Source organism: Rhodococcoides trifolii (assembly GCF_014635345.1).
GTDB classification, from domain to species: domain Bacteria; phylum Actinomycetota; class Actinomycetes; order Mycobacteriales; family Mycobacteriaceae; genus Rhodococcoides; species Rhodococcoides trifolii.
In genome coordinates, this window is record NZ_BMCU01000002.1 from 1,241,358 (window position 1) to 1,261,076 (window position 19,719).

General features: G+C 65.7%; 19 protein-coding genes. 6 read left to right on the plus strand and 13 right to left on the minus strand.

What is annotated here, in order from left to right:
- Positions 1 to 71 precede the first annotated feature (71 nt).
- Entirely contained in the window at positions 72 to 1,088 is a 1,017-nt protein-coding gene (locus IEW02_RS13005; protein WP_188545154.1) for an LLM class flavin-dependent oxidoreductase, read from the plus strand.
- Here the strand turns inward: IEW02_RS13005 and IEW02_RS13010 are convergent.
- Together IEW02_RS13010 and IEW02_RS13015 are read right to left on the minus strand one after the other, a co-directional pair.
- The gene (locus IEW02_RS13010) at positions 1,085 to 1,957 is read right to left on the minus strand and encodes an LLM class F420-dependent oxidoreductase (protein WP_188545155.1); all 873 of its coding nucleotides are present in this window, start codon (positions 1,955 to 1,957) and stop codon (positions 1,085 to 1,087) included. The genes IEW02_RS13005 and IEW02_RS13010 overlap by 4 nt on opposite strands.
- Positions 1,958 to 2,002: 45 nt before the next feature.
- The gene (locus tag IEW02_RS13015; RefSeq protein ID WP_188545156.1) at positions 2,003 to 2,671 is read right to left on the minus strand and encodes a rhomboid family intramembrane serine protease; all 669 of its coding nucleotides are present in this window, start codon (positions 2,669 to 2,671) and stop codon (positions 2,003 to 2,005) included.
- A 216-nt stretch (positions 2,672 to 2,887) separates the two neighbouring features.
- Here IEW02_RS13015 and IEW02_RS13020 point away from each other — a divergent pair, with 216 nt between their 5' ends.
- The gene (locus IEW02_RS13020; protein WP_188545157.1) at positions 2,888 to 4,426 is read left to right on the plus strand and encodes an NAD(P)/FAD-dependent oxidoreductase; all 1,539 of its coding nucleotides are present in this window, start codon (positions 2,888 to 2,890) and stop codon (positions 4,424 to 4,426) included.
- A 72-nt stretch (positions 4,427 to 4,498) separates the two neighbouring features.
- Here IEW02_RS13020 and IEW02_RS13025 read toward each other — a convergent pair whose 3' ends face one another.
- From IEW02_RS13025 to IEW02_RS13065, 9 genes are all read right to left on the minus strand, one after another.
- A complete protein-coding gene (locus IEW02_RS13025; protein ID WP_188545158.1) occupies positions 4,499 to 5,170 on the minus strand; it encodes an urease accessory protein UreD in 672 nt (223 codons plus the stop codon).
- A gap of 1 nt (position 5,171) precedes the next feature.
- Positions 5,172 to 5,876 carry an urease accessory protein UreG gene (ureG, locus tag IEW02_RS13030; RefSeq protein WP_188545159.1) on the minus strand — a complete coding sequence of 235 codons (705 nt, stop codon included), beginning with the start codon at positions 5,874 to 5,876 and terminating at the stop codon, positions 5,172 to 5,174.
- Between the two features lie 39 nt (positions 5,877 to 5,915).
- On the minus strand, positions 5,916 to 6,560 hold the full coding sequence (locus IEW02_RS13035; RefSeq protein ID WP_188545346.1) for an urease accessory protein UreF: 645 nt from the start codon (positions 6,558 to 6,560) through the stop codon (positions 5,916 to 5,918).
- 10 nt (positions 6,561 to 6,570) lie between these two features.
- Positions 6,571 to 8,292: an urease subunit alpha gene (locus IEW02_RS13040; protein ID WP_188545160.1), complete on the minus strand. Its 1,722-nt coding sequence runs from the start codon at positions 8,290 to 8,292 to the stop codon at positions 6,571 to 6,573.
- A complete protein-coding gene (locus tag IEW02_RS13045) occupies positions 8,292 to 8,603 on the minus strand; it encodes an urease subunit beta (protein ID WP_188545161.1) in 312 nt (103 codons plus the stop codon). The genes IEW02_RS13040 and IEW02_RS13045 overlap by 1 nt, the downstream gene beginning before the upstream one ends.
- 7 nt (positions 8,604 to 8,610) lie before the next feature.
- Complete coding sequence (locus IEW02_RS13050) at positions 8,611 to 8,913, minus strand: urease subunit gamma (RefSeq protein ID WP_188545162.1); 303 nt, start codon at positions 8,911 to 8,913, stop codon at positions 8,611 to 8,613.
- Between the two features lie 132 nt (positions 8,914 to 9,045).
- Positions 9,046 to 10,281: a DUF6986 family protein gene (locus IEW02_RS13055; protein ID WP_188545163.1), complete on the minus strand. Its 1,236-nt coding sequence runs from the start codon at positions 10,279 to 10,281 to the stop codon at positions 9,046 to 9,048.
- Between the two features lie 26 nt (positions 10,282 to 10,307).
- Positions 10,308 to 10,736, minus strand: coding sequence for a PaaI family thioesterase (locus IEW02_RS13060; RefSeq protein WP_188545164.1), 429 nt, complete (start codon positions 10,734 to 10,736; stop codon positions 10,308 to 10,310).
- Between the two features lie 226 nt (positions 10,737 to 10,962).
- On the minus strand, positions 10,963 to 11,709 hold the full coding sequence (locus IEW02_RS13065; protein WP_229745981.1) for a hypothetical protein: 747 nt from the start codon (positions 11,707 to 11,709) through the stop codon (positions 10,963 to 10,965).
- Positions 11,710 to 11,906: 197 nt separating this feature from the next.
- Here IEW02_RS13065 and IEW02_RS13070 point away from each other — a divergent pair, with 197 nt between their 5' ends.
- Genes IEW02_RS13070 through IEW02_RS13080 form a run of 3 tightly spaced genes read left to right on the plus strand, consistent with a single transcriptional unit; the run spans position 11,907 to position 15,336 of the window.
- On the plus strand, positions 11,907 to 13,373 hold the full coding sequence (locus IEW02_RS13070) for a FecCD family ABC transporter permease (protein ID WP_371829952.1): 1,467 nt from the start codon (positions 11,907 to 11,909) through the stop codon (positions 13,371 to 13,373).
- A complete protein-coding gene (locus tag IEW02_RS13075) occupies positions 13,370 to 14,461 on the plus strand; it encodes a FecCD family ABC transporter permease (RefSeq protein WP_371829939.1) in 1,092 nt (363 codons plus the stop codon). Before IEW02_RS13070 ends, IEW02_RS13075 begins: the two co-directional genes overlap by 4 nt.
- Positions 14,458 to 15,336, plus strand: a complete 879-nt coding sequence (locus IEW02_RS13080; protein WP_188545165.1) for an ABC transporter ATP-binding protein — start codon at positions 14,458 to 14,460, stop codon at positions 15,334 to 15,336. The genes IEW02_RS13075 and IEW02_RS13080 overlap by 4 nt, the downstream gene beginning before the upstream one ends.
- On the opposite strand, the gene IEW02_RS13085 is transcribed toward IEW02_RS13080, so the two are convergent.
- Together IEW02_RS13085 and IEW02_RS13090 are read right to left on the minus strand one after the other, a co-directional pair.
- Positions 15,314 to 17,860 (minus strand): bifunctional lysylphosphatidylglycerol flippase/synthetase MprF, encoded by a 2,547-nt coding sequence (locus IEW02_RS13085; RefSeq protein ID WP_371829940.1) that lies wholly within the window; start codon positions 17,858 to 17,860, stop codon positions 15,314 to 15,316. The genes IEW02_RS13080 and IEW02_RS13085 overlap by 23 nt on opposite strands.
- Positions 17,857 to 19,140: an alpha/beta hydrolase gene (locus IEW02_RS13090; protein WP_371829941.1), complete on the minus strand. Its 1,284-nt coding sequence runs from the start codon at positions 19,138 to 19,140 to the stop codon at positions 17,857 to 17,859. The genes IEW02_RS13085 and IEW02_RS13090 overlap by 4 nt, the downstream gene beginning before the upstream one ends.
- A 177-nt stretch (positions 19,141 to 19,317) precedes the next feature.
- Between IEW02_RS13090 and IEW02_RS13095 the strand changes: the two genes are divergently transcribed.
- Positions 19,318 to 19,701: a BlaI/MecI/CopY family transcriptional regulator gene (locus tag IEW02_RS13095; protein WP_188545167.1), complete on the plus strand. Its 384-nt coding sequence runs from the start codon at positions 19,318 to 19,320 to the stop codon at positions 19,699 to 19,701.
- Positions 19,702 to 19,719: the final 18 nt, after the last annotated feature.

Here is a 19,719-nt window from a genome sequence, read left to right on the forward strand (position 1 = left end):
CCAGCACGTGTCGAGCCCGAACCGCCGCTACGCGCTGTCGGACACGGAGTCGCGCGCCCTACAGTGAACGGGTGCCTTCACCCAAGCCGCTGCGCAAACTGGGATTTCTGACCATCGGGTTGTTCGACGAGAACGATCCGGCTCGCGGCCACGAGTCGACCCTGGAGATCATCGAACTCGGTGAGCAGCTGGGATTCGACAGCGCATGGCTACGCCACCGCCATCTGCAGTACGGCATTTCCTCGCCCGTCGCGGTCCTTGCTGCGGCGTCGCAGCGCACCAGTCGGATCGAGTTCGGGACGGCCGTGACGCCGCTGGGCTGGGAGAATCCCGTGCGACTCGCCGAGGATTTCGCGACGGTCGACCTTCTCTCGAACGGCCGGCTGAACCCCGGAATCAGTGTCGGACCGCCGATGCACTGGGAGCGGGTCAAGGGTGCCCTGTATCCGGATACCGCTGCCGCGGAAGATTTCTCGTACGAGCGCGTGCAGCGGTTCCTACGTGCCGTCCGCGGCGAACCGGTGAACGACTTCAGCGGCGTCGAGGGCATCGAAGTGTTCAGCAATCGCGTACAGCCGCACTCGGCGGGCCTGGCAGACCGCGTCTGGTACGGGGGCGCGAGTCTGCGATCGGCGCAATGGGCCGGCGAGAACGGGCTCAACTTCCTCACGAGCAGCGTGGTGAAGGCGGAAGAGTCGGACGATTTCGCCGAGATCCAGCGGTCCCACATCACGAACTTTCGCCGCCATCATCCCGACGGCGACAACGCCCGCGTCTCACAGGGATTGGTCGTCATACCCACCGATTCGGCGTCGGCAACACAGCGCGCGAAGTACCAGGCCTACGCCGACTCTCGGCTGGCGCGCACCGCGGCGCCCGTCGGTCCGGCGCGCATGCTCTTCTCCCCCGACATCGTGGGAACGTCGGCGCAGATAGCCGAACGGCTGCACTCTCACGCCGGGTACCTCGAGATCGACGAAGTGGCATTCGCGCTGCCGTTCAGTTTCGAGCACGAGGACTACGTGCAGATCCTGACCGACATCGCGACACATCTCGGCCCGGCACTCGGGTGGAACCCGTCCACCTAGCCGACGTCCGCGAGTCGGCCCACTGTCTTCTCGGTGACCTCGGTGACCCAACGGGCGGGATCCCCACCCGCCGGGCCGACGCACACGGTATCGATCCCGATCTTCGCGTAGCCCTCCATGTCGGTGAGGAACTTGTCGACGTCGTCGAGGGGGTCGTACCCGATGATGATGGTGTTCTCGATCTCGGACGGATCACGGCTCTCCGCCTCGCAGTGCCCCTTCAGCACACCCACCTTGTGCGCCACCGTTTCCTGGTCGGGCGCGAACAAGTTGCAGGCGTCGGCGTATTTCGCCACGAACCGCAGCGTCTTCTTCTCGCCACTGCCGCCGATCATGATGCGCGGCTTCGGTGCACTGATCGGCCGCGGCGAACAGATGGTCTCGGCAAGCCGGTAGTGCGCACCCTCGTAGGGTCCGTCGTCGTCACTCCACATCTGATTGCAGATCTGCAGGGTCTCCTCGAGCCGCTCGAAGCGCTCCGCCGTGGGAGGGAACGGAACGCCGAGACCGAGGTGCTCGCGCTCGTACCACGCTGCACCGATCCCGAGAAGCGCCCGTCCGCCGGACAGCACGTCCAACGTGGTGACCGTCTTTGCCAGCAGACCCGGATAGCGGTAGGTCACACCGGTGACCAGCAGTCCCAGCGTGATTCGCTCGGTTCGGCCGGCGAGAAACCCCAGTGAGGTGTAGCCCTCCAGCATCGGATCGAACGAGGTGGCGAGGCTTTCCATCTGGAACCAGTGATCCATCAAGGTGAACTGGGAGCACCCACCCTCGTCGGCGGCCACAGCACTTTCGGACAGCGCGGACGCCAGGGACGGAGTCCCGCCGGGCAGTGTGAAGTTGGAGAAATGGATGGCGAGTTGCATCGCTGTTCACCTTCGGTCGGAAGCCGGATCGGTACCGGACCGACTCTACGTCGGCGCCTGCGCGGACCCTCGCTTCCCAGCGGCAGGACCACCCGCGACAGCGACGACCGCTCCCACGACGACACCGCCGAGGAAAGCCGTTCCGTGCGCGTCTCCGATCGCGATCAGAACCACACCGACGACGACGGCCGCTGCCGACGCGGCAACGACCGTGCGCGAACGATCACGAACGACGAGCAGCGCCAGGATCGACGTGGCCAGAAAGAACGTTGCACCGGAGTTTCCGCCCCCCTCCGACGGATAGAAGTAGACGGCGGGAACGTTGAACAGGACGGTCCCGAACACGAACAGCAGGCCGGTATGCAGCCGCCCCCACAGTGGAACAGCAAGTGCAGCAACGATATACAAAATGATCAGGTTCGTGACGGTGCCGAACACGCCGCCGTCCTGGACGTACGCAGACGTGATCAGACGCCACACCTGGTACTCGTTGCGAACGAGATCGGGCTGTCGCGAAAGAGCGTCGTAGATGTCCGGGACCACGAACTGAGCGGCCGAGGGAACTGCGACCAGCGTCCACAGCACCAGTGCCGACCGGCGCGGGCGTAGAATGAGCGCGCGGGTATCGGTAACCGACTGAACTCCCCGGAACACAGCGAACACGACCACGAGGTACGCCACGGCGTTCACACCCCCACCACCCGAAGTCGACATGGTTCCCCTTTACTCGTGTGTCGTCGCAACGGCCCCCCGGCGGTGCGTTTTCACGATGCATGAACAGCCAAGGTGGTTGCAACCGGATTCGGTGGCCGAGAAACGTCGCGACCCGGCGCATAATTGTCCTGACAAACTTGCCCCGAGCCTCGGCGAGACGGTGAGCAGCGGGGCGACTACCGTTGTAGGCAAGTCCCAGAATGTAGGAGCGGATATATGAGCGTCCAACCGGTCGAAAAGAAGCGGCACCGTGTGGTCGTCATCGGTTCAGGTTTCGGCGGCCTCTTCGGAGCTCAGGCTCTGAAGCGGTCGGACGTGGACGTGACGCTGATCGCGCGCACCACGCACCACCTGTTCCAGCCCCTGTTGTACCAGGTGGCCACGGGCATTCTCTCCGTCGGCGAGATCGCGCCCGCCACCCGCGTCATTCTGCGGAAGCAGAAGAACGCGGAAGTGCTGATGGGTGATGTGGAGAACATCGATCTGACGGCGCAGACGGTCACGTCACGACTGCTCGAGCGCGTCACGGTCACACCGTTCGACAGCCTCATCGTCGCGGCAGGCGCGCAGCAGTCCTACTTCGGTAACGATCACTTCGCCGAGTTCGCCCCCGGCATGAAGACGATCGACGATGCGCTCGAACTGCGCGGCCGCATTCTCGGTTCGTTCGAGCAAGCCGAATTGTCCACCGATCCGCAGGAGCGCGAGCGCCTCCTGACGTTCGTGGTGGTCGGCGCAGGACCGACCGGTGTCGAGCTGGCAGGCCAGATCTCGGAACTCGCGGGCCGCACTCTCGACGGCGCCTTCCGCAACATCGACCCCAAGAACGCGCGGGTGATCCTGCTGGACGCCGCCCCGGCCGTGCTGCCGCCGATGGGTGAGAAGCTCGGACTCAAGGCGCAGCGCCGACTCGAGAAGCTGGGTGTCGACGTTCAGCTGAACGCCATGGTCACCGGTGTCGACGTCGACGGAATCACCGTCAAGGACAAGGACGGCACCGAGCGACGCATCGAGGCGCAGTGCAAGGTGTGGTCGGCCGGCGTGCAGGCCAGCCCGCTGGGCAAGCAGCTCGCCGATCAGTCGGACGGCACCGAGGTAGACCGCGCAGGCCGCGTGATCGTGGAACCCGACCTGACGGTCAAGGGACACCCCAATGTGTTCGTCGTGGGCGACATGATGTCGGTCAAGGACGTTCCCGGTATGGCGCAGGGCGCTATTCAGGGTGCCAAGTACGCAGTCAAGCAGATCAAGGGATCCCTGAGCGGGGACGACCCGGCACAGCGCAAGCCCTTCTCCTACTTCGACAAGGGCTCGATGGCCACGGTGTCGCGTTTCAGCGCGGTCGCGAAGGTCGGGAAGCTGGAGTTCGGCGGGTTCATCGCGTGGGTCGCGTGGCTTGGGCTGCACCTGTTCTACCAGGTCGGCTACCGCAACCGCCTGACGACGATCATCAGCTGGTTCGTCACCTTCCTCGGACGCGGGCGTGCTCAGATGGCGTCTACCGAGCAGCAGGTGTTCGCACGGTTGGCCATCGAGCAACTTCACACGTTGGGCAAGGAAAAGCAGATCGACGGCATCTCCGTTCCCACTCGCACAGTGGAGGCGTCGCCTAAGGTCGGCCAGCGAGTCGTGAGCGCGTCCATGGACGATGCCGGCAAGCAGGATCAGGCGGACAGCACCGAGAAGGACGCAGCGTCCGGTGCCTCGCCGACCGACCCCGAACGTGAGGACGCCGGAGCCACACGCGCGGGTTGACCCGAATCTTCGACGAAGGCCGCCGATACGCGCGTCGTATCGGCGGCCTTCGTCGTAGGTAGCACGTCCGCGTCAAGAACTGGGCAGTTCGCCGCCCAGCCAGGTGCACAGCGAACCGCCGCCGGCGAGCGGGAGCCGAACAGTGGTCCGGTCCAGACGATGTCCATCGACCGTCACGGTGTCGGCCTCGTCGTCACCGATGTGGAGCGTGCTGACGAGTGCGGACGGCGCGAACAGTACGTCGTGTCCCGCGGCGCCACGACCGAGTTCGAGCCGATGACGTAATCGAGGTCGGCCTTCGACGTCGACGTTCAACGCCCCCGACCATCGTCCGGCGCTTTCGTTCGATCGCCCGATCCGCACTCTCTCGCGTACGACGACCGACGCCGACCGTGCCATCACCACGCGCGTGACCGTCCGGTGGTCCGCGGTGGACGCCACGATGGTCGGTTGCGGGTCGAAGACCAGCGACGCACCGTCGGCCACGTCGAATGTCCAGGATGCGGAGGACAGGTCCGTCTCCCGTGAGGGCAGGGCCACCGTGGCAGCCACGCTTCGCAGCACCAACCTCGCCCCGGCCTCGACCCGCACGTCGACGCAGATCTCGTCACCGCCGAGTGGTGTCTGTGCCGTTCCGATCAGGTGCACGGTGTCGCGTCCCGTCTGACGTGCCGCAATGCCTCCGACGGCATCGAATCGAGGGCTTCGACTGGCCGATGCGACAACCAGGACTTGCGTACGCAAGCTACGTGCTGCTGAGCGCCGCGTCGGACTCCGCGACCACAGCAAGTTGTTCACGCACCCAACTCAGCACCTTGGTGGCCGACGGATCGTCCGTCAACGAGATCAGCACCGTGGGTCGATCGTCACGTGCGGCGGCTGCGTCGCGTTCCATCACCGACAGATCCGCACCCACCATCGGCGCAAGGTCGGTCTTGTTGATGACCAGCAGATCCGAGAACGTCACGCCCGGACCACCTTTGCGCGGAACCTTGTCTCCGCCGGCGACGTCGACGACGAATATCTGGACGTCGATCAGGCCGGACGAGAAGGTGGCCGTGAGGTTGTCGCCACCGGACTCGACCAGGACGAGGTCCAACGGAGGGTTGTGTTCGACCAGGTCGTCGATGGCATCGAGGTTCGCCGTGATGTCGTCACGTATCGCCGTATGCGGACATCCGCCGGTCTGTACCGCGGTGATTCGTTCGTCCGGCAGTACGGCATGTCGGCGGAGGAAGTCCGCATCTTCGGTGGTGTAGATGTCGTTCGTCAGCACCGCCAGCGACAACTCTTCTCGCAGTTCCCGGCAGAGTGCGGCGACCAGCGCGGTCTTTCCCGACCCGACCGGTCCGCCGATACCGATCCGAAGCGCCTCGCCGGGCGTTCGGGTGCGCTTGGGCCGATCATGCGCGTGGGAATGCGGTTCGCCGTCGATGAGATGCGGGGGCATGGGAACTCTCTTTCTGACAGGTTTCTGCGTTGCTGGACTTCAGGATACGAACAGGGGTCGATCGCGCTCGAGGTGTTTCTCGCCGAGGAAGTCGAGAAGCGGATCGGACAGGTCCGCGAGGTCCGGTAGACGAGCCGTCACCGATTCGGCAACCAGATCGCATTCCGCGGTCAGCCCGAAGGTGCACGCCGCCACATCGGCCGGATCGAGCGCGAGGAGTCGCTGTGCGGCGATCGCCGAACCGGTCATGGCGGTGTAGATCTGCACCAGAGCTGTCTCCCGCGGACCGAGACCGGTGATGTCGGCAACCACACCGGACACTACGGGCAGGTGCGGTCGCGACCCCAACGGCGACCAATCGTGTTGCGGCCAGGTGTGTTTGGCCAGCCTCAACAAGCCCCGGCCTTGTGCCCGAGACGCGGCTCGCGCGGCGGGTGACGGCGTACGAGCATCCGTCTCGAAATCGGCGGAGGTCGGATCGAGAAGTCCCGATGCCACGGCAGCGGCGATCGAGCCGGCGACGGCTCCGCTCGACCTGATGCGACGCAGGAGGTACGCCTCCACGGTGGCGAGGTCGTGCACCATGCCCGAGGACACCGCTTCCTCGGCACCTCCGGAATGCACATGTCCCCCGATGGGCAACCGCGAATCGCTGAGCGTGAGCAAGGCGGACAGGTGCATCAGACCGGGCTCATCAGAACAGGAAATACCGTTGCGCCATGGGCAGTTCCGTTGCCGGCTGCTCGGTCCACACGTCGCCGTCGATGCGGACCGTGAAGGTGTCCGGATCGACCTCGATGCTCGGCGTCGCGTCGTTGTTGGGCATGTCGGCCTTGCCGATGCGGCGAACGTTGCCGACCGCGACCAGCTTTCGGTCGCACGCCAGCCGGTCCGCCAGACCGTCTTCGATGGCCTGCGGGGACACGAAGTGAAGGGACGTGGCAGCGGCGGCCTTCGGGGTGGCGCCGAACATCGGCCGCGGCAGTTCGGGCTGCGGAGTGGGAATGGACGCATTGGCGTCGCCCATCGTTGCCCACGCGATCATCCCGCCCTTGATCACCACGTGTGGGCGCACGCCGAAGAACGCCGGTTCCCACAACACGAGATCGGCGAGCTTACCCGGTTCCACGGACCCCACCTCCTTGTCGAGTCCGTGCGCGACGGCCGGGCAGATCGTGTACTTGGCGACGTATCGCTTGGCGCGCTCGTTGTCCGCACGGGTGTCGCCCGGAAGAAAGCCGCGCCGCTTCTTCATCACGTGGGCGGTCTGCCACGTCCGCATCACCACTTCTCCGATGCGGCCCATGGCCTGCGAATCGCTGCCGATCATCGAGATGGCACCGATGTCGTGCAACAGATCCTCGGCTGCAATGGTCGACGGTCGAATTCGACTCTCCGCGAACGCAAGATCCTCGGGGATGGAGGGGCTGAGGTGATGACACACCATCAGCATGTCCAGATGTTCGTCGAGCGTGTTGACCGTGTGCGGCCTCGTGGGGTTGGTGGAACTCGGCAGGACGTGTGGCTGCGCGGCCACCGTGATGATGTCCGGTGCATGGCCGCCGCCTGCACCTTCGGTGTGGTACGCGTGAATCCCGCGGCCGGCGATCGCGGCCAGGGTGTCCTCTACGAAACCTGCTTCGTTCAAAGTGTCGGAGTGCAACGCGGCCTGGACGCCGGCGGCATCGCAGACAGTGAGGCAGGCGTCGATGGCCGCGGGCGTCGAACCCCAGTCCTCGTGCAGCTTGAACCCGGATGCACCGGCTCGCAACTGCTCCCACATCGCGTCGGGATTGACCGTGTTGCCCTTGCCCAACAGCACGATGTTCATCGGCCAGCCGTCGAGCGCTTCGAGCATGCGGGCCAGGTGCCAGGCGCCGGGAGTCACCGTGGTGGCCTTGGTGCCTTCGGCAGGTCCGGTACCGCCGGCGATGATCGTGGTGATTCCGCTGCCGAGCGCCTCCTCCATGATCTGCGGTGCGATGAGGTGCACGTGGCAGTCGATGGCACCGGCGGTGACGATGCGGCCGTTCCCAGCGATGATCTCGGTCGACGGACCGATGACGAGACCGGGATGCACTCCGTCCATGGTGTCGGGATTGCCGGCTTTGCCGAGAGCGACGATTCGCCCGTCACGAATACCGATGTCGGCCTTGATGACTCCCCAATGATCGAGAATCACGGCGCCGGTGATGACCGTGTCCGGAGCACCGTCGGCGCGAGTTGCGCGAGATTGCCCCATCGACTCGCGAATCACCTTGCCGCCGCCGAACACTGCTTCCTCACCCGCAAGACCCGGTCCACCGCAGCGATCTTCGGTGATCTCGACGAGAAGGTCCGTGTCGGCCAGCCGAATTCGGTCACCGGTCGTGGGCCCGAAGAGTTGCGCGTAGCGAGCACGGGACAGTTCGGCCATCAGGAATCCAACTTTCCGGGTGGGGTCATGCTGAGCCCGTGGACTTCTCGCGTTCCTCCGAGATCGACGAGAACGACGTCCTGCGCAATTCCGGGCTCGAATCGCACTGCGGTTCCCGCCGGAATGTCCAACCTCTTGCCGTGCGCACGGACGCGATCGAACGTGAGCGCGGCGTTGGCCTGGGCGAAGTGGACGTGGCTGCCGACCTGGACCGGACGGTCACCGTCGTTGACCACGTGCAGTTCGGTGACGACCGCGCCGGCGTTCAGCTCGATCACACCGTCCTCGGTGATGACTTCTCCGGGAATCATGCGCACCTCACGTGATCGGGTTGTGCACGGTGATGAGTTTGGTTCCGTCCGGGAACGTCGCCTCGACCTGAACTTCGACGAGCATCTCAGGAATGCCGTCCATGACGTCGCTCCGGGACAGCACCTCGCGACCCGAAACCATCAGTTCTGCAACCGATCTTCCGTCCCGCGCCCCTTCGAGCAGGTGGTCCGTGATGATCGCGATGGATTCGGGATGGTTCAGCTTCAGCCCGCGCTGTTGCCGCCTGCGAGCCAGTTCCGCCGCGTAACTCAACAGCAGCCGTTCCTGCTCGTGCGGTGACAAACGCATCGACGCGCTCCTCGGTTCTCGACTCGGGCAGTGGGACTCGGGGCAGTGGGACTCGGGGCAGTGGGACTCAGGCTAGTCGGACGCAGCAATGGTGACACGAAAGTCGCCGGGCCACAGTGCAGAGCAGGTGGGTCATTCCAGAGGAGTTCTGCGCGAGAGCAGGCCGCGCAGCACCTCGGGTGTGACGTCCGGTGCCACCGCGGCGACTGCAGCCGAATCGAACGATCCCGTGTCGAGGCCACGCAGCAGCACGGCAGCGAGGGCCTGAGCAGTGGCCGGTTCGTCCATGACTCCGCCGGATTGCTTGTCGAGGTAGGCCTGCAACCGGACGGCAGCGGGCTCGAGAGCAGCTCCGAAGAAGGCGAACGTAGCGAGCCACCTCGTGACGAGATGACCCGGGTGCATGTCCCAGCCCTGATAGAAACCGCGTTCGAGCGACCTGGTGACGAGCCGGAAGTGGCGCCGGATCGCGTCGGTCACCTGCTCGTGATTTCCGACGGGAACGACCTGTGTCGAGCCGTCACTGATCCAGACTCCGGTCTGTGCCGCCGCAGCCATCATCACGTCCTTCGCGTGGTCGGCCACCGAATGTTCGAGTGATTGCTGGGCCGATGTGATGCCGCAGGCTGCGCTGTAGTCGTATGTGCCGTAGTGCAATCCGGTGCACCGGCCGTCCGCGGCGTGAATCGCGCGAGCCACGGTGGCGGTCCCGTCCGCACCGACAACCGCTTGCGGGCTTTCGATCTGCAACTCGAAACGCAAGGCCCCGGTGGTCAGGCCGTGTGCCGTCTCCAGCTCCTCGCACAGCGCGACCACCGCGGACACCTGCTCCACGGCACGAAGTTTGGGCACGGTGAAGACGAAACCGTCGGGGACGCCGCCCGCTGCGTCGAGTACGAGTTCGAGAGTGCGAATACCGCGCCTGCGCTCGTGCGGCGCCAGCCCCTTCGCCCTGATGCCGAGAGCGATCGGGCCGTCGTTACGTGCCGAAAGTCCCGCCAGAACGGCTCCGGCGGCGCGGGCGTGTTCGTCCTCGACGGGATCTCCCCGCCATCCGTACCCGTCTTCGAAGTCGATGCGGAGGTCTTGTATCGGGTTGCGGGAGAGCCTGTTTGCGACCCGTTTGACCACGTCGGCGCCCGCGAGCGAGGACAGCACCTCGGAATTGTCCGCGAGCAACGTGGACGCCCTCGCACCCCACTCGTCGGTGGTTCGGTCGGTGGCGTCTGCGGCGCTGACGTAGACGGTGTGGGCGGGTTGGCCCCCGAAGCGTTCGCCGGGGTAGTCCAGTTCGAGGCGGCGATCGACGGGATCGAGAATCGAGTCGATACGGTCCAGAGCTGCGGCGGCGAGATGTGGGTCGATCACGGGACGAAGTCTCCCAGACTGCCGCGTCAGTTGCCGATCGCGGCCGTGTCGGTGATGTTCTGCAGGCGCACCTGCCCGCGCGCGATTTGACGGTCGTTCTCGTCGGTGACGACGACGACCCACAACTGCTGAGTGCGGCCCCGATGAATCGGAAGCGCCTCCGCTCGGAGAACTCCCGACCTGCAGGCGCGAATGAAGTCGGTGCTGTTGTTGACCCCGACGACGTGACCTCGGTCGCCGAGCCAGACCGAACCGGCCGCGCTGGCCACCGACTCGATGACTGCGCAGTGCACTCCCCCGTGCACGATTCCCCACGGCTGCAACAGTTCCGGTGTGACGGTCCATGTCGCCCGTACGCGATCGGGCGTGAGTTCGGTGAAGGACAGTCCGATCACTTTGTCGAACCCGGTCGCGAGCATTGCCGCGAGGTCGTCTCCGGTCGGTACTCCAGCCATGCCGTCTCCCTTGTCCGTCTTCGTCACTGTGTCTTCGTACTGACACTACGAGGCACCGACACTGCGAGGCACCGACACTACGAGAGGGAAAGATCGACGGGCCCCACACGGCGCATTCGCGTGTGGGGCCCGTCGTGGCAAGGACCGGGAGTCACTGCAGCCCTCAGGACTCCGGCCGGTCCGGTGTTGTCTCGGTGTTTCGGTCGAGCATATAGGAAAGGCTGTCCTAAGTCATCTGCTTCGATCGCGCCTGTCCGCGTACGGGTTGTCCCAGAGCGACGAACGCGTCGAGCAGTTCCTGGCCGCGGAGCCAACCGGCCCGTTGATCGGACCCGCCGAGCACCGGCACGAACGACGACGCACCGACCACCGCACGCCCGACCAGCCCCCAGAACCGGCCGTCGTCCACTGCATCGCATTCGCCCAGCGCTCTGCGTATCTCGAACAACGACGTCAGGCAGCGGTGGGCGGTCCACATGACCAGTGCCTCCACGCACGGCACGGTCACGACACCGGGCCGACCGGCGTTCGCGTCACTCGCCAGCACGCGCAGCGTGGGGTCGACCACGCCGGTCCAATCGATGCCGACGTCACTGTCGAGGTGGATCCACAGATTGTCGATCCCGGGATCCCACACGCGCGCCTCCAGTGCGAGCAACGCCGTCGCCCGCCCGACGACGGCATGGATCAACGCGGTGGCAACCTGCTCGACGGCATCCGCCGGACGGGTGGCGTCCTGCTCGGCGCGTCTGTACAACGTGGCGATTCGACCGGACTCCGACCCGGACGCCAACGCCCACCAACGTCTCTTTCCCTGTGTGCTCATGTCCGCGACGGCGTACACACGAGGATGTTCGGGATCCAGCCTGCGCAGTCGAATGTTGCTGTGGGCCAACACCGACGACGCCTCGGCCAGGCGCGCAGCCGCGCCGACGACCTGTTCTGTCGCCCACCTGTCCTGCACTGCAGTCACTGCTCGACCTCCATTGCCCGTCGTTAAATGTAGGTTAGCCTAACCAGAGTGATTCGTGCAGCGGCATCCGGATTCGTGTGACCGTGATCGCACGCGGCAAAACGACCACCCGCACGACCCATTTGGTTAGCCTTCCGTAACCTGGAGGGACAACGCGACACCGAGGCTGGAGGGCAACAGGCGTGACGACGCGATCCGTGGGCCACGCAGCCCTCCCCGACCCGTCGTCGGGTCCGCACGTCGCCCCGGACGACCGGTACGGCACCACGGTCGTGCCGACGGGTCCGGCCCCGCGGCGTCTCACGCTCGTCGCCGATGCCCTCGATCTGCTGATGGTGGCTCTACCGCTGGTTCTCGGCGCCCTGGTGGTTCAGTCCTTGCGAGACGACAACGGCGGTGGCCAGGCGGACCGCGTGGTGTTCGGCGGTCTCGCTGTGGTGGTAGCCGCAAGCGTCTTCGTCTGGAATCGAGGTTTCCGCGACGGCAGGACCGGTGCAGGAGCCGGCAAGAACGCCGTCGGACTCGTACTGCGCGACACGCAGAGTCGTGCTGCCGTCGGGGTCGGGCGCGCACTTCGCCCTCGCACCCGCGGCGTCGAGGTGGTACGCCGCAAGACGGCGGTTCACGAAGGTTTCGAGCCCATCAAGGCCGACGGAACGGTGGCCGCGGTTCGGCGTCGTCGCCTGATCGGGTTGATCGTGCTCGCCGTGGCACTCGTCGTCGTCGCCGCCATGAGCGTCGCGATCGGCGCGCGTCCGCTCGCCTTCACCGAGATCTTCCACGCACTGGTGGCCTCGACCGGAAGCGACACCGACACCGTCGTTCGCTCGCTGCGCATTCCTCGCACCGCACTCGGCTTCGTGGTCGGCGTCGCGCTCGGTGTGGCGGGTGCGCTCATCCAGGGTCACACGCGCAATCCCCTCGCCGACGCAGGCCTTCTGGGCCTGAACGCCGGGGCAGCCTTCTTCGTCGTCATGGGCATCTACCTGTTCGACGTCGTGTCGCCGGGTGACTACCTGTGGTTCGCGTTCGCGGGGTCGGCCGTGGCCAGCATCGTCGTGTTCGGTCTGTCGTCGATCGGATCGGGCGCGTCCAGCCCACTCAGCCTCGCTCTCGCGGGCGCCGCAGTCGCGTTCTTCCTCCAGGCCATGACCAACGCTGTCGTCCTGCTCGATCAGACGACCCTCGACGGCTACCGCTTCTGGATCGTCGGATCGGTGGCCGGACGCGGAACCGACATTCTGTGGACCGTCCTCCCGTTCATCGTCGTGGGGATCGTCGTCGCGTTGGCAAGTACGCCCAGCCTGAACACCCTCAGCCTGGGCGACGACGTCGCCCGGTCGTTGGGTACCAACGTCGGACTCTCCCGCGTGATCGGCATCGTCGCGATCACGTTGTTGACCGGGGCGGCCACCGCTGCCTGCGGTCCGATCGCCTTCGTCGGTCTCGTCGTTCCGCACATCGCGCGGTCGATGACCGGACCCGACTATCGGTGGCTCGTGCCCTACTCGGGACTGCTGGGCGGACTGCTGCTCGTTCTCGCCGACGTCATCGGGCGGGTGCTCGTTCGTCCCGGCGAACTACAGGTGGGCATCGTTCTCGCGATCGTCGGAGCGCCCTTCTTCATCGCCTTGATCCGGCGTCGAAAGCTGGTGACGCTGTGACGCTGTCCGAAGATACGTACGTCGACAGGGTGCGCGTTCCGACGCGCCCGGCCGTCCGTATCGGCCGCGTGTCGATGGTGCGCCGCCCACTGATGCTGGTCGTGACGGCGGCGATGACGCTGGTGCTTCTCCTCGTGTTCTGTCTCGGCATCGGTCGCGGCGACTACCCACTGTCCATCCCCCAGGTAGTCGACGTACTCCTCGGGGGTGGCACCCGAATCCAGAACTTCGTCGTCATGGATCTACGGCTCCCCCGCAGCCTCACGGGCCTTCTCGTCGGCGCGGCGCTCGGTCTGTCCGGCGCGGTCACCCAGTCCGTGTCCCGCAATCCACTGGCGAGCCCGGACCTGCTCGGCATCACCGCCGGCGGCAGCGCGGCGGCGGTCGCGTTGATCGTGCTCGGCGGCGGCGGAACTCTGGTGGGAATCCTTGCGACGCTGGGGCTTCCACTCGCCGCTCTCATCGGAAGCCTTCTGGCCGCGATCGCGATCTACTCGCTCTCCTGGCGCGGCGGTGTCTCAGGATTCCGGCTCGTACTGGTCGGAATCGGCATCAATGCCATTCTGACCGCGCTCATCGGGTGGATGCTCGTGTCCGCGGACATCACCGACGTGGCACGCGCGCAGGTCTGGCTGACCGGATCGCTCGGCGCCACCACGTGGGCGCAGGTATGGCCCATCCTCGTGACCGTCCTCGTGGTCGGTGCAGCGTTGATCGTGGGTTCGACCAGGCTGACGATCCTGCGGCTCGGCGACGACAACGCTCGATCGCTCGGCCTCGGATTGCAACGGAACCAGGCCGGCTTCCTCTTCGCTGCGGTGGTTCTGGCGGCGGCGGCGACCGCGGTCGCAGGGCCGGTGGGATTCGTCGCACTGGCTGCGCCTCAGGTGGCCCTGAGACTGCTCCGCACCTCCGGTCCTCCGCTGCTCGGCTCCGCGCTCTGCGGCGCAATACTGGTGTTGTTCGCCGATTTCGTCGGACGGACGATCCTGCCGGTGGAGTTGCCGGTCGGCATCGTCACCTCGGCACTGGGTGGCCCGTTCCTTCTCTACCTACTCGTCCGCAGCAACCGAAAGGTGTCGGCATGAGCACTTCCGACCGGCTCGTCGGCGCTCCCGATCGGCTCGTCGCCGAGGGAATCAGTTTGGGTTACGGCGACCGCATCGTCGTCGACGGCCTCGATCTCGCCATCCGGACCGGAGTGATCACCACGGTCATCGGGCCCAACGGATGTGGAAAGTCGACTCTCCTTCGGTCCCTGGGGCGGCTGCTCAAGCCGAGAGGTGGACAGATCCTCCTCGACGGCAAGGCCATTCACTCCATGAAGACCAAGGAGGTGGCCCGAATCCTCGGCATGCTGCCGCAGGCTCCGATCGCACCCGAAGGACTACGGGTCGCCGACCTCGTCGCGCGTGGCCGCAATCCGCACCAGACCTGGATCCGCCAATGGTCCGGTGACGACGAGACCGAAGTGGCGCGTGCACTCGAACTCACCGGTGTCGCCGATCTGGCCGACCGTCCCATCGACCAACTGTCCGGAGGTCAACGGCAACGCGCGTGGATCTCCATGGCACTGGCGCAGGGCACAGACATCTTGCTGCTGGACGAGCCGACTACGTATCTCGATCTCGCACACTCGATGGAAGTTCTCGACCTCGTCGACCGGATGCACGAGGAACTGGGCCGCACGGTGGTGATGGTTCTGCACGATCTCAACCTCGCCATCCGCTACAGCGACGAGCTCGTTGTCATGCAGGCCGGACGGATCGTGGCAAGCGGATCACCGGCCGACGTGATCACCGAGGAGCTGCTTCGGGACGTGTTCGGTCTCGACGCGACGGTCATCGCCGACCCGGTCTCCGATCGACCGCTGATCGTCCCGATCGGTACCCGCCATGTCTACGGCTCCGTCGGCGGGCCGGTCAGACCCGCTGTTGCAGCTAGCGATCGAGCATCGTCCTGATCAGCCGGACGCTCTGACCGAACGACACGTCCGGGAGGTATGCGCGACCGATGGCGTTTCCGATGCTGGGCAGCGCACCGGGGTCGGCGAACGTCATGTACATGGGCTCGTACTCGGGCTGGAACTTCGATTTGAAGGCCAGCAGCGACCGGAAGCCGTAGACCGGTTCGAGGGTACGACCGACGACGTCGAGCAGCCGTTCGAGAACCGTCGACAGAGTCGAGCCCGCAAGGGCCTCGGAATCGCCGTTCGGGTCGTCGATCTTGGCGAGTGGCGCGCCGGACAGGCTCAGGAACGACGCGCCCTCCTGCTGAAGCAGTAGGGCCGCCGACGCGATCAGGAACTCCATCGCGGGCCGGAATCCCTCCGATCTGCGCCGCATGAAATCCAATGTCCACCCGACGATTTCACCGTCCCGGTAGACCGGCATCCAGGACGTGATGCCGTGCACGGTGCGATGTTCGTCGACCGCGACCAGGCACCGGACCTGAGGGTCGTCGATTTCCTCGAGTCCACCGAGCGTGAAGCCCATTTCGGGCATGCCCTTGTCGGCAACCCATTCCTCGGAGATGGCGGTGATCTGATCGGTGATCGCCAGCGGGGCCGTGCCGAAGTTGATCCACTCGGCCTCGACACCGGCCTTCTTCGCCCGGTTGACCGCCGTGCGCACGTCTTGGAACTTCTTCCCGGTGAACGCGAGACTCTGCAGCGGCAGGACCGTTTCCTCTGCCACCTGAATGCCCGACCAGCCCAAACCGTCGGTGATCGTCCGTATGTCCGCGGTGACCGAGTAGAAGCACGGCACCCATCCGTTGCTCGCTGCGAATTCTGCGAACCCGACCACCGAGTCACGGTGACGGGCCGACGGTCCGACAGGCCCACCGGTCGTCAGCGCAACACCCGCAATGACCCGGAAGGCAACGTAACTCCGTCCGTCCGGGGCGAACCAGTACCGATTACCGCGCCAGGTGGTCATCCAGGACAGCGCGCTGCCGCCACTCGCGCACAGCAGCTCGCGTGCGCGCTCGGCTGCTTCGGTCTCGGTCCCGAACGCGGGTTTCACGAACGTCCCCGCCGTCAGCACCGTGACGACTACCCAGAACAACACGCCGACCCACTCGTACAGCAGGGTTGTGGCGACACTGTCCGGCAGGAACTGCGGATCGAGCCACTGCAGGTACACCGGTGGCACGAGACGGTCCGGGTACTCCGCGACGAGCGCCCACACTCCCGGCGGCCGGTCGAATCCCTGTCCGGCCGCGAGGCCGCCGGCGACGAACACGACGCCGAGCACCACGGCCGCCAGGGCGACGGTCGACCAGAACCGTCGGTACGTTCCGCGCGGCGCCGACACGTCGAACCACTTTCGTGTTGCCACCAACACCAGCAGCACGGCCACGGGGGTCAGAAACGGCACTGCGGTGCGGTAGAAGGTCGGTGAATCCAGACCGTAGAAGATCGACTGGTCATCTCCCGATTCGATGAAACGGATGGCGAAGTTCGCAACCGACACCGCGACGAGCAGGACCTGCGCGGTCACCGATGCTGCCCACGCGAATCGACGTCCTCGGCGCAACCCGTCGGCGAGAACCAGCAGGAAGATGGACGGCATCAGCGACAGAATCGTGGGTCCCACGCCGCTGAGACGTAATTCGAGCAAACCGCGCCGGCATTCCGCGGCGGTCGGCGTGTCGGCGCAGATATCGCGCACCTCCGACACGGACAACGGACTGGACCGAAAAAGATCTCGGAGCACAGCGAAGGGTCCGACCGCTTCCGGCGAGAACGCAGCCAGCAACGGACCCAACGTCGTCGCGGCAACCACCAGCGCGACGAGAACCCGCCCCTCGCGCTGTGTTCCGGCCAGACGTGTTCCGCGAGGCGACTTTCCGACGATCGCGGGACCGGCAATCAGACCTACGACCGCGGCCGCGAGACGGATGACGTCCTGCAGGTGCCCACCGAAGAGCGCGAGCACAATCAGAAGAGCGAACAGTCCGACCCGCACGCGTCGGCGCCACAACGTGTCCATGCCGGCACTCGCCGCCATGAGTGCGCCGACGATCCAGGTGTTCGGGCCGACGGCGACACCGAGGTGCAGCCGAAAGCCCCAGTCCTCGTCGAGGAGTTTTGCCACTGCAGCAGCACCGAGCCCCAGCAACGAACCGGCGACCTGCGTCGACAGGATCGCGATTCCCATACGGCGCCAGCCGATCCGGTGCTCGATGGGCGCGGCGACCAGGACGATCAACAGGGTTGCGGACACGAACGATGCGACGCCGACGGACAGGACACCCGCCGTCAGCGGAGTCCAGAGCCGCAGGTGCTCGAACGGAACGATGCCGACGGCGAAGTGTCGATCCACGAACTTCGACCAGTCGTCGGTGGCGATTGCTCCTGCTATGCCGGCAATCCACATGATCGCCAGCAGGGTGAGGCTGACCGGTGCGCCCTCCGCGCCGAACCGCACGAGCGCCCCGATCCGCACGGCCTGACGGCGGATGCGCAGTAGCACTGCATTCACGACAGGATTCCCATCCGCTGCGACAGCCACTCCAGTTGCTGGATCAATCCTGCCGACCACACTTCGAAACTGTGGGCGCCGGGTAATTCGAGATACTTCACGTTCATCCCGGCCGCCTGCGCGTCGGCGTACAGGGTCATCACACCCGGACGGTAATCGTTGTCGTTCGCACCGACCACGAACACCCCCGCGGTGTCGGGATACTTCTTCGCCTTCATCAGATCCACGGGGTTGACCGCTTCGAACGCCTTCTCGTCTCCACCGAACGCAGCGTCGAGGGTGCGCTGTCGGTCACCGAGTGTGGGCTCGAGCTGTCCCGACAGATCGAGAAACGTCGGATACACATCCGGGTAGTTGGTCGCCATTTGGAGGGAGCAGGTCCCGCCGTAGGACAATCCCCCGATAGCCCAGTGCTTCGGGTTCGTGTCGATCTGCAGGTTCGCGACCGCCCACGCGGGAACGTCCTTGGCGAGGTAGGTGGCGACGTTGCCCAACGGTGAATCCACACACAAGGGATTGGCGACCTCCGATCCGGTGCCGTCCGCGACGATCACGATTGGAGACAACCCGGCGTGCGCGGCGGCGAACGTATCCATGGTCTCGGCGAGTTTGCCGCCGTTGAACCAATCGTCGGGAGATCCCGGCTGACCGGCGAGCAGCACCATGAACGGCAGCAGCGGCCTCGGGTTCGCGAAGTACGCGGGCGGCAGGTAGATCTTCGCCTCTCGGGCCGTGAACCCCGACTGCGTGTTCGGGATGGCGACAGAGGTCACCCGACCCGCGGAGGGCTGCCCTTGCGGCGGCGTCCAGACCGTGTCGAGGGGATCGCCGGTCACCGGGTCGCCCTGAAAACCGGGGATGTCGGAGAATGCCGTCGCATTCTCGTCCGACACACCGATGACAGTTCCCAGCGTGGGGTACGCGTCGAACTTGGCGTTGACGTGCAGAGACGCCGTCAACACCACCGCAACGACCGCCAGGACCGTGACGATGCGGCCTACCCATCCTCGGGATCGAAGCAACCGCGGTACCAGCACGAACAGAGCGAACAACCCGGTACCGATCCACACGTAGATGACGGTTTCGATCGGGTCGGGAAACGGTCGCCACACCTTCTCCACGACGTACCACGCGGCAACGGTGACCACGGCCGCGGACACCGCGCAGAGCGGGACGGTGACGGCGACGTGCCGTCGCGACCGCACGGCGACAAGCCACAACACTCCGAGTACACCGAGAACGGCGGCCACGACGGGCAACCAACCAGATATGAGCGACACTCTTGCAACCGTCAGCACGGCACTCCCACCACAGTCACACGATAGACAGGCACACGATAGACAGGCACACGATAGCGATCGGACCGACGGCGCTTCGAACACCGCCACACGTGGCACCGACTGGCTGCTACGACGCGTAGTACGCAGCTCTGTCGGACGCTGAGTAGAGTGCATCCCATGGCAGGCCTAGGCGAACTCGAACGCGCAGTCATGGAACATCTGTGGTCGAACGACGAACCGCAGACCGTGCGTCAAGTCCACGAAGCGCTCGCACAGCGACGCGAACTCGCCTACACCACGGTCATGACCGTCCTGCAGCGCCTCGCTAAGAAGCAGTTGGTGACTCAGCAGCGAGACGACCGCGCCCATAGGTACGCTCCGGTACACGGCCGTGAGGAACTGGTGGCCAGCCTGATGGTCGACGCATTGCAGCAGGCCGACCGATCCGGTGGACGCGCTGCCGCACTGGTGCATTTCGTCGGTCAGGTCGGTGCGGACGAAGCCGCAGCGCTGCGCGACGCGCTGGCTGCGCTCGAAGCGAAGGACCGACCGGACGTATAACCACAGCAGCCGGACCAC